15 protein-coding genes are annotated in these 10882 nt (G+C 50.0%); 7 read left to right on the forward strand and 8 right to left on the reverse strand.

Going from position 1 to position 10882, the window contains the following annotated elements; all coding sequences use genetic code 11:
* The first annotated feature begins 78 nt into the window (after positions 1-78).
* On the forward strand, positions 79-1266 hold the full coding sequence (locus IB196_RS13035) for a CynX/NimT family MFS transporter (protein WP_040233634.1): 1188 nt from the start codon (positions 79-81) through the stop codon (positions 1264-1266).
* 36 nt (positions 1267-1302) lie between these two features.
* On the opposite strand, the gene IB196_RS13040 is transcribed toward IB196_RS13035, so the two are convergent.
* Entirely contained in the window at positions 1303-2010 is a 708-nt protein-coding gene (locus IB196_RS13040; protein ID WP_040233632.1) for a CTP synthase, read from the reverse strand.
* Positions 2011-2195: 185 nt separating this feature from the next.
* Between IB196_RS13040 and IB196_RS13045 the strand changes: the two genes are divergently transcribed.
* Complete coding sequence (locus tag IB196_RS13045; RefSeq protein WP_005120366.1) at positions 2196-2543, forward strand: DUF488 domain-containing protein; 348 nt, start codon at positions 2196-2198, stop codon at positions 2541-2543.
* 7 nt (positions 2544-2550) lie between these two features.
* On the opposite strand, the gene IB196_RS13050 is transcribed toward IB196_RS13045, so the two are convergent.
* Entirely contained in the window at positions 2551-2799 is a 249-nt protein-coding gene (locus IB196_RS13050; protein WP_005120367.1) for a DUF333 domain-containing protein, read from the reverse strand.
* A gap of 186 nt (positions 2800-2985) precedes the next feature.
* Between IB196_RS13050 and IB196_RS13055 the strand changes: the two genes are divergently transcribed.
* Genes IB196_RS13055 through IB196_RS13065 form a run of 3 tightly spaced genes read left to right on the forward strand, consistent with a single transcriptional unit; the run spans position 2986 to position 4234 of the window.
* On the forward strand, positions 2986-4011 hold the full coding sequence (locus tag IB196_RS13055) for a sensor domain-containing diguanylate cyclase (RefSeq protein WP_040233631.1): 1026 nt from the start codon (positions 2986-2988) through the stop codon (positions 4009-4011).
* A 47-nt stretch (positions 4012-4058) separates the two neighbouring features.
* Positions 4059-4157 (forward strand): YoaK family small membrane protein, encoded by a 99-nt coding sequence (locus IB196_RS13060; protein ID WP_086523648.1) that lies wholly within the window; start codon positions 4059-4061, stop codon positions 4155-4157.
* Positions 4158-4159: 2 nt separating this feature from the next.
* Positions 4160-4234 (forward strand): hypothetical protein, encoded by a 75-nt coding sequence (locus IB196_RS13065; RefSeq protein ID WP_137378469.1) that lies wholly within the window; start codon positions 4160-4162, stop codon positions 4232-4234.
* Between the two features lie 49 nt (positions 4235-4283).
* Here IB196_RS13065 and IB196_RS13070 read toward each other — a convergent pair whose 3' ends face one another.
* Complete coding sequence (locus IB196_RS13070) at positions 4284-4532, reverse strand: GlsB/YeaQ/YmgE family stress response membrane protein (RefSeq protein ID WP_005120370.1); 249 nt, start codon at positions 4530-4532, stop codon at positions 4284-4286.
* Between the two features lie 360 nt (positions 4533-4892).
* Here IB196_RS13070 and fdhF point away from each other — a divergent pair, with 360 nt between their 5' ends.
* Entirely contained in the window at positions 4893-7040 is a 2148-nt protein-coding gene (fdhF, locus tag IB196_RS13075) for a formate dehydrogenase subunit alpha (RefSeq protein ID WP_040233894.1), read from the forward strand.
* Between the two features lie 52 nt (positions 7041-7092).
* Here the strand turns inward: fdhF and IB196_RS13080 are convergent, their stop codons facing one another.
* The 4 genes from IB196_RS13080 to leuE form a co-directional block, all read right to left on the reverse strand.
* Positions 7093-7737: a hypothetical protein gene (locus IB196_RS13080; RefSeq protein ID WP_040233628.1), complete on the reverse strand. Its 645-nt coding sequence runs from the start codon at positions 7735-7737 to the stop codon at positions 7093-7095.
* 216 nt (positions 7738-7953) lie between these two features.
* Complete coding sequence (locus IB196_RS13085) at positions 7954-8136, reverse strand: DUF1869 domain-containing protein (protein ID WP_005120375.1); 183 nt, start codon at positions 8134-8136, stop codon at positions 7954-7956.
* 3 nt (positions 8137-8139) lie between these two features.
* A complete protein-coding gene (gene yeaR, locus IB196_RS13090) occupies positions 8140-8502 on the reverse strand; it encodes a DUF1971 domain-containing protein YeaR (protein WP_005120376.1) in 363 nt (120 codons plus the stop codon).
* 174 nt (positions 8503-8676) lie between these two features.
* Positions 8677-9315 (reverse strand): leucine efflux protein LeuE, encoded by a 639-nt coding sequence (gene leuE / locus IB196_RS13095; protein ID WP_005120378.1) that lies wholly within the window; start codon positions 9313-9315, stop codon positions 8677-8679.
* Positions 9316-9562: 247 nt separating this feature from the next.
* Between leuE and ycaC the strand changes: the two genes are divergently transcribed.
* Positions 9563-10189 carry an isochorismate family cysteine hydrolase YcaC gene (gene ycaC / locus IB196_RS13100; protein ID WP_005120379.1) on the forward strand — a complete coding sequence of 209 codons (627 nt, stop codon included), beginning with the start codon at positions 9563-9565 and terminating at the stop codon, positions 10187-10189.
* 70 nt (positions 10190-10259) lie between these two features.
* On the opposite strand, the gene zinT is transcribed toward ycaC, so the two are convergent.
* Positions 10260-10871: a metal-binding protein ZinT gene (gene zinT / locus IB196_RS13105; RefSeq protein WP_233614741.1), complete on the reverse strand. Its 612-nt coding sequence runs from the start codon at positions 10869-10871 to the stop codon at positions 10260-10262.
* Between the last annotated feature and the right edge of the window lie 11 nt (positions 10872-10882).

Consider the following 10882-nt stretch of genomic DNA (forward strand, 5'->3'; position numbering starts at 1 on the left):
TAAACTGTCATTTTAGCTTGATTCATCCACAGAGTAAAAACGCTAAGGTAACGCCTCGCCTGACGATATGAGAAAAAAATGACTAACTCCCCTTCTTCCCGTGGTAAAAACAGTGCGCTGTTAATTGCGGGTATCCTGATGATCGCGACCACACTACGCGTTACGTTTACCGGCGCAGCCCCGCTGCTGGACGCGATTCGCACTGACTACGGTCTGACCACCGCCCAGACGGGACTCCTGACCACATTACCACTGCTTGCTTTTGCGCTGGTGTCGCCTTTGGCGGCAACCGTCGCTCGCCGTTGGGGCATTGAGCGCAGCCTGTTAGCCGCCATGCTGCTGATCTGTGTGGGTATTGCTATACGTTCACTCCCCTCATCCGGAGCCTTGTTTGGTGGGACAGCAGTCATTGGCTGTGGCATCGCGCTAGGAAATGTCCTTTTGCCGGGACTCATTAAGCGTGATTTTTCACAGCATGTGGCAAAGCTCACCGGGGCGTATTCGTTAACGATGGGCGCTGCAGCAGCGCTGGGTTCGGCAATGGTCGTGCCGCTGGCGTTAAATGGCTTTGGCTGGCGCGGCGCGCTAATGATGTTAATGATCTTTCCACTGCTGGCGTTATTGATCTGGTTACCTCAGTGGCGCCAGACGGCCAATGCCAGCCTCAGTAATTCGCGAGCGTTGCACTCCCGCGCAATCTGGCGCTCCAGTCTCGCCTGGCAGGTCACGCTGTTTTTGGGCATCAACTCACTCATCTATTATGTCATTATCGGCTGGTTACCCGCCATTATGATCAGTCACGGCTACAGTGAGGCACAGGCGGGGTCGCTGCATGGTTTACTGCAACTGGCGACCGCAGCGCCCGGGCTACTGATCCCCCTCGTTCTGTATCGGTTTAAAGATCAGCGTACTATCGCCGCACTGGTCTCGTTAATGTGCGCTGTTGGCGCTGCAGGGTTTGCAGTTATGCCCGAGCAGGCGGCACTGTGGACCGTGCTGTTTGGCTTTGGCTCCGGTGCCACGATGATCCTCGGCCTCACCTTCATCGGGCTACGTGCAAGCTCAGCACACCAGGCTGCCGCGCTATCAGGCATGGCGCAATCTGTCGGATATTTACTGGCCGCATGTGGGCCGCCGATGATGGGGAAAATTCACGATCTTAACGATAGCTGGCAGATCCCTCTGGTTGGCGTCGCGCTGCTAGCCCTCATCATGGCCGTGTTTGGCGTCTGTTCAGGACGCGAGAAAGAGATCGCCAGCAGGTAATACACCGGGCAGGCGAATAAGCAACCTGCCCAGTTGTTATCCTCTGGCCGCGCGCAGCAGTGCCTGGACGAGCGGTACAGGCTTTCCTGCCAGTGCCCCTCGTTCGTGCTGAAAAAGCGTCCCGACATAAAACGGATGTGTCACCAGTTCAATAGCGCGAACATCACCAGCGTCATCCCAACCCGTCACTCGCAGATCGCCGCTTTCAAGCTCAGCGGCAAAAGCTTCCGACACGCCATAGTTACAGTGATACCCCTCTGTAATGACATCCCGTCCGTAGGCTCTGGCGATCAGCGTATTCGCGCGCAGTTCAATATCATCCGTCTTTTCGACCAACGAGCAGGTCAGCGGTGCAATCACCATACGACCCGTGGTCTCTGTTTCCGCATGCGCAGCATCACGCCAGCCCAGCACATTGCGAGCATACTCGAGAATAGCATGCTGAAAACCGCCACAAGTGCCCAAAAATGGAATGCTGTTTTCGCGTGCGTAACGTATTGCCGTCAGCGCGCCTTCCGGGTGCTGGTAAGGACTGCCAGGGACCACCCAGATGGCATCATAGCCGACTAAATCTTCGCCACTACTAATATCAGATGTGGTGAGCCAGTCATAATCAGCCACTAATTCCAGAACGGCAGCAGCATCATCGATGGCAAGGGGAATAGCCTGGTGCGCCACAATATCGGGGCTGTAATCGCCCACCAGCGCAATGCGAAGCGTATCTTTAACTGGGGAAATTTCCATTAACTTTCCTTATGTCCAGACAATGAGGGACAACATAAGGAGCCTCAGCCTACCGATTTTTTGTTGTTACCACAATCCCTTAAATTGAGAGTCTATGTGGCCAAAATGCTATAATAGTCACGTTTTACGATCTTATTTAACCGTAATGAAGACGAGTTCAGTGGCTTAGCGGAGCGGATTAAGAGATGAATATTCAGTGTAAACGCGTGTATGACCCGGCAGAAAAAAGTGATGGCTATCGTGTTCTGGTCGACAGGCTGTGGCCGCGCGGGGTGAAAAAAACCGATCTTGTTTTCAATGAATGGGATAAAGCGCTGACGCCCTCATCTGATTTACGTAAGGCATTCCACGCAGATATCATCGATTTTGCCCATTTCGCCGAGCAATACCGCGCAGAACTTGCCCAGCAACAGCAGGAAGGCAAGCGACTCGCGGACATTGCCCGGCAACAGCCGTTAACGCTGCTGTATGCAGCGAAGGATACGCAGCAAAACCATGCGCTGGTTCTGGCTGAGTGGTTACGTCAATTGTGACAGCGGGTTATTTGCCCGTTGCCGGATGATCTCTGCGCCAAAGCGCCCATTCATCAATAACTTCGCCGCCGGGTAGTTTGCAATCCGACCTTACGCCTTGCGGTGTCTGCACCGCAACCAGCACACCGCCCTTTTGCTCACAATATACGGATGCCGGGTTCGCCATGCCAATTTTCGGTGGTACTGGTGCTTCAGGTGATGTGGAACACCCCGCCAGCACCAAAATGCCGGGCACAACAATAGAGGCAAGTTTCATATTCACTCCTGTTAAAAACGTTACGCAGGAAGAGTACCCCGACTCCCCACCTATCTCCATGTTTTACTGACGAGTTTCAATCCCATGTCTACATTTTGACCCGGATAGCGTGTTTCATCTTTCTCTCCGATGTTCTATTATGCGGGCAATACAGGACTTATCAGCATTCTGGAGTATTTGCCTCTCATGTCAGACATGATCCTTGCCCGAGTCTCACAATCATTAGCCACAGAGCAGTCTGTTGAGAGTCTGGTTCGGCAACTTCTGGAGATGCTGGAGGTAGTCACTGAGATGGAGTCGACCTATCTTACTAAGGTCGATTTAGATGCGCGCCTGCAGCATATTCTGTATGCGCGTAATAGTAAGCAAATGCAGCTCCCCGAAGGGCTGTCGGTGCCGTGGGATGAGACACTCTGCAAGCGCGCAATAGACGCAAACTGTCTGTATAGCGATAACGTTCCCGCGCGTTGGCCAGAATGTACCGCCGCACGCGCACTGGAGATCACAACCTTTCTGAGTACTCCAGTCCACCTGCCAGATGGCACGTTCTATGGCACCCTCTGCGCCACCAGTCGTCAGCAACAACCGCTAAGCGAACGAGGTGAGCAGGTACTGCATCTGTTCGCGGGTCTGATAGCGCAGTCTATTCAGAAAGAATCGCTGGTTGCTCAATTACGTGAAGCGAATGCTGCGCTGATCGCCCACTCCTACACTGACGTTCTGACCGGGCTACCTAACCGTCGGGCAATCTTTGAAAATATCGAAACCCTCTTCTCGCTGGCACGCCACCTGAGGCACAAAATTATTGTCGCCTATATTGATTTAGATGATTTCAAACTGATCAACGATCGTTTTGGCCACGAAGTCGGTGACCAGTTTTTGATCCAAATTGGCCAGCGTTTACGCCGTGGATGCAGTGAGAATGATATTCTTGGTCGTCTGGGCGGTGACGAATTTTTAGTCGCCAGCCTGTCAATGGAAAACGAAATGCCGCCGTATGTTCGCTTGCAAAGCGTGAAAAACCACTTACAGCAGCTAATTTGCGGTGACTATGACCTGGGTGAGATCTGTCTGTATTATCCGGGAGTCAGCCTGGGCATTGTGGAAATAGACCCGCTGGAGACAGACGTCAACTGTGCGCTTCATCTTGCAGACAGTGCGATGTATCAGGATAAGAAACGCCAGGATAAAACCGCTTTTGTCGTACATTAAGCCCTGTTATGCTTAATCATCTTTAAATTATTCTGGCAGATAAGCGTATGCGACTCGGTATTATTTTCCCCGTTATTATTTTCATTTCCGCTGTCGTTTTCCTGTCCTGGTTCTTTATTGGCGGATACGCCTCACCAGGAGCATAACGATGAAAAAAACAACGCTTATTATGATCGGCGTGGCTGTCATCGTCGTTCTGGGAACAGAACTGGGTTGGTGGTAATCTGAGAAGAAGGCCACATATCAGTGGCCTTTATTGTCAGTATGTTTTCTTAGCTTTTGATTTTTCTGTAGATAAACAACACCACAATTGCACCAATAACGGCTACGACAAAACTGCCAAAGTTGAAACCATCGACTTTACCAAAACCAAAGAAGGTACTGATCCAGCCACCCACTACCGCACCAACAACCCCTAAGATAATGGTCATAAAGAATCCGCCGCCATCTTTACCTGGCATAATCCATTTTGCCAAAATCCCAGCGATAAGACCGAAAATCACCCATGAAATAATGCCCATAATATCCCTCACCTATGTTTTTGAGTTAACGATTCACTCGTTGTATAAAAGCATAGCATAGCGCTGAAAAATTAAAATTTGTGATCAGCATCACCTGTTATTTTCATCTTTTTCTGATCTTTCATAAGGTTAAACCATTTGATGGCGGCATTTTCCCTGACGTAGCTCGTCATTAATGTCGAATCGTCAGTCATTCAGGTCTACTCACTCCCCCTCAGCCCCTGTAATTGCTGGTTTTTCACTTCTGGCACACTTTATGCTTAAACAGCCCGTCACTATGACAAATCGTAGTCCACGATGCGTATCGCGTGGCTCCGTTTACAATTCGCGCTATTTCAGCATTTAACAGGTCTGTTATTGATGAAAAAAATCACCAGTGTATGCCCATACTGTGGGGCCGGGTGCAAGCTCAAGCTTGTTGTTGAAAATAACAAAATCATCCGCGCCGAAGCCGCAGAGGGTGTAACAAACCAAAATCAGTTATGCCTGAAAGGCTACTATGGTTGGGACTTTCTGAACGACACTCGTCTTCTGACTCCCCGTCTGACCCGACCAATGATCCGCTATGAAAAAGGTGGGAAATTCACTCCCGTTAGCTGGGATGAAGCCATTCGTTACACCGCAAAACGCTTATCTGAAATCAAAAATACCTATGGCCCCCGCGCCATAATGACCACCGGGTCTTCACGTGGAACAGGGAATGAGACCAACTACGTGATGCAAAAATTCGCGCGTGGCGTACTCAACACCAACAATGTCGATTGCTGCGCCCGTGTCTGCCACGGCCCTTCCGTTGCCGGGCTGCAGGAAACGCTGGGCAATGGTGCAATGAGTAACTCAATTAGCGACATTGAAAACTCAAAATGCCTGCTGATCTTTGGCTATAACTGCGCCGACTCGCACCCGATCGTGGCTCGCCGGGTAATTAAAGCTCGCCAGAACGGCGCAAAAATCATTGTCTGCGACCCACGTCGTATTGAAACTGCTCGTATCGCTGACCAACATTTGCAGTTAAAAAACGGTTGTAATATGGCACTGGTTAACGCCTTTGGCCATGTCCTCATCGAAGAGCAGCTCTACGATCGCGAGTATGTACAAAAGCATGCGGAAGGACTGGAAACATACTGGGAAACCGTGAAGGACTATGCGCCTGAAGCCGTTGAACATTTAACGGGTGTTCCCGCACAGCAGGTTCGTCAGGCGATGCGTACATTTGCCGCAGCGCCATCGGCAACCGTGATGTGGGGAATGGGCGTGACCCAGTTTGGCCAGGCCGTTGACGTGGTTCGTGGTTTGTCGAGCCTGGCGTTGCTGACCGGCAATCTGGGACGCCCTAACGTCGGCGTTGGGCCAGTGCGTGGGCAAAATAACGTGCAGGGCGCGTGCGATATGGGGGTGCTGCCTAACCAGTTCCCTGGGTATCAGGACGTGACCGATTTCGCCGTGAGAGAGAAGTTTGCCAACGCCTGGGGTATTGACGTAAATCTGATGGATGATAAGGTCGGCACCCGGATCACCGAAGTCCCCCATCTGGCAATCGAAGGTAAAGTCAAAGCCTACTACATCATGGGTGAAGATCCGCTGCAAACCGAGGCCGATCTGGGTCTGGTCCGTGAAGGCTTTAACGCGCTCGATTTTATCGTGGTACAAGACATCTTCATGACCAAGACGGCAGAAATGGCTGACGTTCTCCTGCCCGCAACATCGTGGGGCGAACACGGCGGCGTCTTTACCTGCGCCGATCGCGGATTCCAGCGGTTTGAAAAGGCGATTGAACCTACGGGGGATGTCAAACGCGACTGGGAAATCATCAGTCTGCTGGCCACCGCAATGGGCTATCCGATGCAGTACCAAAGTAACCAGCAAATCTGGGATGAGATGCGCGAGCTATGCCCGCTCTTCTACGGCGTGACTTACGAAAAAATGGGTGACATGGGCCACGTTCAGTGGCCATGTCCGGAGCTTGATCACCCAGGTACGCCGTATCTGTATACAGACAGCCAGTTTGATACCGCCAATGGCAAAGGTAAATTGTTTGCCGCACAGTGGCGTGCTCCTGCAGAAGTACCTGATGAAAAGTACCCAATGGTGTTATGCACTGTGCGCGAAGTCGGCCACTATTCGTGCCGCTCAATGACCGGCAACTGCGCAGCATTGCAGGCCCTGGCAGATGAGCCTGGGTATGTGCAAATCAATACTCATGATGCAGAAAAATTAGGTATTCGTCATCGTGACCTGGTATGGGTCAGTTCGCGACGCGGTAAGGTCATCAGTCGAGCAGATGTCTCCGAGCGCATCAATACCGGAACGGTGTATATGACCTATCAATGGTGGATTGGCGCGTGTAACGAGTTAACCCAGGATAATCTCGATCCTATTTCGAAAACGCCGGAAACCAAATATTGCGCCGTAAATATTGAGCACATTAGCGATCAGGGATGGGCAGAGAAGTATGCCGCACAAACGTATAGCGACATGAAATCACGCCTGTGCGAGGCCATTGAGTAAGTCATCGCCCAAGCCGCCTGAGTCTGGCTTTCCAGACTCAGGCATTTTCTCGTTACTTCTCCAACTGTGGTTCACTAAAGCGAATGGAAGCTGATTCCACCTGCTTATCCCGCTGCATAAAACCGAGATTCATCAGGAACAACCCCGCCATAAACGGAAGTTCGTACAGTTCTTCAATGAGATCGCCGTACTGGGCATTGTGCAAAAAGATTGGGGCCAACAGACGATGATGCTCTACCGTATCGGAGATCAAAAATGCACAGGTGGTGATCGCTAACAGCCATAGCGGCAGCGGTTCATTGCGTAAGCGACGGGCAATATCCTGGCGTAAGCGCTTCGATATCAGTACCGGCAGAATAATCATGGCAATCAATACCACTGAGATAGTTCTGAACAGAAGTTTAGGGTGTTCCGGAAAATAATCACGGCCCCAACTGGTGCTGCGCCCCAGCAACACCAGCCACCACACAGCCGCCCAAAGCCAAAATTGCTTCTCACCTTCGGGACGTGATAAAGGCCGGATGTAGCTGAGAGTAAAAACCGCACCAAAGAGCAGCCATAGCGCCTGACCATTCTCAATCCATCTGACGACAGTACCGTTGAGCAAAGGTACATTCCAGTTCGCGGTAAACGGGATCGCTACGATGACTAGCCCAAGAATGAAAGTGGGTAATGTAAGTCGGGTGTTCAGTTTCATAAGCGAGGTTCTGTATTGTGACAGTTCCACGATCATAACCTCTGTCAATAATCCACTATTAGCAATCGATGCGAAGACCTTAAGGTTTTCTTAAGAAATCTTTTTCCGGATATTTCCCTGATTCTTACAGATAAAAAAACCTCGCTGCGCCAGCAAAACGCAGAGAGGTTTATAAATCAAAAACGAATACATTCAATCAGTAGCAGAGACTAATACCTACCAGCCACAGACTTCATGCTCATTCTCGGTATCGTATGAACGCACCGTATTGACCAGATCTTTAACCACTTCAGCGGCCACATCCGGGATCAACAGCGTCATCGGCGTTTCAGTTTCATAATCGACAGACACGCCATTGCTGTTATTGGTGACTGTAACGGTGTAGGTTGCTTTACTCATGATTTACTCCTTGCCGGTACGCACAACTTTTCGTTGATTTGCGCTCTCCATCAACACTTCGGGCGCCACGAAAAAGTCGATATTAAAGTAGGTGTCGTCGGTCATTACTTCGATGTTATGCCATTTTTCCGGCGGAAAAACGCCGAACTGACCGGCTTCGATAATCATCACCTCTACTGGCTCCGGGCTGTGTTCATCTGCGTATCCGAGATATTTGACCGCCCCCTGCATAACCGAAAGTCGAGGATAAACCCCGGCACGGGTACCTTTATCAAGGTGGCGTTCGAAAATTCCGGCAGGTGCAGTTTCTTTGTTCCAGAACGGCGTTGAGCGTGTATGAATATGATTCTGTGGAATTTGAAGCATTTTTCTTCCCTTTTCCAGTCGACAACCAGCGAGTCTTATTAAATCGCTGCTGTGAACAGGGTACGCCTCAAAATATATATTTAAAATACCATTTATTGGTTATAACAATCCCATTTTTCAATGAAGGGAACAGCTTTATACTGAAAGCCCGCCGTCAACAGCGGGCCAATAGCGTTACGACTGAAGCGTCGCCAAACGTGCGGCAAAACCGACAAAGATCAAGCCAATGAGGGAATTCCCAACTTTAGCCAGTTTTTTCTTCGTACGAATATACTGTGTCACAAACGCACCGGAGAAAATAAGGAAGCTCAGGTAGAAAAAGCTCACTATTTCAAGCGTCATCGCCAGAATAAAGAACGACAATCCTGAGTGAGTCGCGTTGACATCAATAAACTGTACGAAAAACGACACATAAAACAGAATGGCTTTAGGATTCGTCAGACTCAAAATTAATGCACGTTTGAAAATCGCGCCAAACGGAACTTCTTCTGGTGCAGCGTCGTTGGCTTTCGATTTCAGTGTGGCATACAGGATCTTCGCACCGAGATACAGCAGATAAAACGCGCCGAGATAACGAACGATATTGAACAATACCGGTGTTGTTTTGATAAGCGCAGCTACGCCAGCATAGGCCAGAAACATCAAGACGGCATCACCGATAAACACACCGCTTGCTGCCAAATAACCGCCCTTCACTCCACGACCGACGCTGTTCTTCAGCACAAATATCGTATTTGGCCCCGGTACCAGCACAATAAAAATAGCACCCACCAGATACGTCCAGTAATTCAGAACTCCATACTCTGCGAACACGTTAACCTCTTCCTGAAAAAACACATGCACTTGCTGCGAGACAATATGCTAACGAATGCGTCAGGGGATGGAAAGAGAAGCTTTAGAATATAGCATTCTGTTTCAGTCCGGTTGCAACATCATTATTCGTTCCAGATATGCAACGATGAAACCCACTTTTGCGCCTACCCAATGCCCCGTTTAGCCACTAATGTTTATCAGTAGATTCAGCCCGCAAGGCACCCTCTCATCATATGGAGAAAGAAAAATGACTATTGCTTATAAGCGTCTTGATAAAGATCAGGCTGCCGTACTACTGGTCGATCACCAAACGGGTTTACTTTCACTGGTCCGTGACATCGATCCAGACAAGTTTAAAAACAACGTTCTGGCATTAGGCGATCTGGCGAAATATTTCAAACTCCCGACGATTCTGACCACCAGCTTTGAAACGGGACCTAACGGTCCATTGGTTCCGGAGCTGAAAGAACTGTTCCCGGATGCCCCTTATATCGCACGTCCTGGCCAGATTAATGCCTGGGATAACGAAGATTTTGTTAACGCGATCAAAGCGACAGGCAAAAAGCAGCTAATTATTGCCGGGGTGGTGACCGAAGTCTGCGTCGCATTCCCTGCGCTTTCTGCCATTGAAGCCGGTTTCGACGTGTTTGTGGTCACTGATGCATCCGGTACGTTTAATCCGCTGACCCGTGATTCCGCGTGGAATCGTATGTCATCTGCTGGCGTACAATTAATGACATGGTTCGGTCTGGCCTGTGAATTACACCGTGACTGGCGCAACGATATTGAAGGGCTGGGAACGTTGTTCTCCAACCATATTCCTGACTATCGCAACCTGATGACCAGCTACAACACGCTGACATCCGGGAAATAATGTTCCTGTCAGTGTAATACACAGAAACCCGCCAACATCGGCGGGTTTCATCGGACAGTTTCAGTCGGGATTAATGGTGCAACATTTCATCCACCACCTCTTCTCCCTTGAGCTGATAAGGGTAATAGGTTGGCCAGTTATCCATCTCTTCAAGCAGGGCCGCCTGTGAGGTATTCCCCATAAAGATATGGAAGTGGCTCGACTTACGTGGCGCGATAATGTGATCGCTGAATTGCACGTATTTCGGCGCGTCGCTGCCAGCGTCTTTACACTCGAACAGATAACGCACACCTTTCTTGCCTGACGTATAGTTCAAAATTTTATATCCGGCATAATCATACTTACACGATGCCACCTTTTTACCGGTATGAAACTCCATTACGCCGTTTTCAATACCAATAGTGTCAACATCGGTCGCGTAGCCCTTACGGTAATAGGCTTTAACCTGCTCTGCCGTTTTGCTCTTGTCTTTCTCCGCTTTCTTTTTGAATACCGGATCCAGTTCGCCACTCACCAGATACGGATAGACCGACTGCCACATGCCATCCCAGTCGGTCAGCGCCCTGTTTTGCACCTGGTTATCATCAAACACCCCTTCCGACGCCTTTTGTTCTGCTTCACTCATCGGAGCACCATGGGAATGATGACCGTGCGCCATAACCGCACCACTGACTAAAAGCATTCCCAGAGCTA

This window comes from Citrobacter sp. C6_1 (assembly GCF_014596835.2).
In the GTDB taxonomy this organism is placed as follows: Bacteria; Pseudomonadota; Gammaproteobacteria; order Enterobacterales; family Enterobacteriaceae; genus Citrobacter; species Citrobacter pasteurii.

Coding starts and splice junctions, on each gene's coding strand:
- IB196_RS13035 (WP_040233634.1), top strand. CDS start 79: ATGACTAACTCCCCTTCTTCCCGTGGTAAAAACAGTGCGCTGTTAATT.
- IB196_RS13040 (WP_040233632.1), bottom strand. CDS start 2,010: ATGGAAATTTCCCCAGTTAAAGATACGCTTCGCATTGCGCTGGTGGGC.
- IB196_RS13045 (WP_005120366.1), top strand. CDS start 2,196: ATGAATATTCAGTGTAAACGCGTGTATGACCCGGCAGAAAAAAGTGAT.
- IB196_RS13050 (WP_005120367.1), bottom strand. CDS start 2,799: ATGAAACTTGCCTCTATTGTTGTGCCCGGCATTTTGGTGCTGGCGGGG.
- IB196_RS13055 (WP_040233631.1), top strand. CDS start 2,986: ATGTCAGACATGATCCTTGCCCGAGTCTCACAATCATTAGCCACAGAG.
- IB196_RS13060 (WP_086523648.1), top strand. CDS start 4,059: ATGCGACTCGGTATTATTTTCCCCGTTATTATTTTCATTTCCGCTGTC.
- IB196_RS13070 (WP_005120370.1), bottom strand. CDS start 4,532: ATGGGCATTATTTCATGGGTGATTTTCGGTCTTATCGCTGGGATTTTG.
- fdhF (WP_040233894.1), top strand. CDS start 4,893: ATGAAAAAAATCACCAGTGTATGCCCATACTGTGGGGCCGGGTGCAAG.
- IB196_RS13080 (WP_040233628.1), bottom strand. CDS start 7,737: ATGAAACTGAACACCCGACTTACATTACCCACTTTCATTCTTGGGCTA.
- IB196_RS13085 (WP_005120375.1), bottom strand. CDS start 8,136: ATGAGTAAAGCAACCTACACCGTTACAGTCACCAATAACAGCAATGGC.
- yeaR (WP_005120376.1), bottom strand. CDS start 8,502: ATGCTTCAAATTCCACAGAATCATATTCATACACGCTCAACGCCGTTC.
- ycaC (WP_005120379.1), top strand. CDS start 9,563: ATGACTATTGCTTATAAGCGTCTTGATAAAGATCAGGCTGCCGTACTA.
- zinT (WP_233614741.1), bottom strand. CDS start 10,871: ATGCTTTTAGTCAGTGGTGCGGTTATGGCGCACGGTCATCATTCCCAT.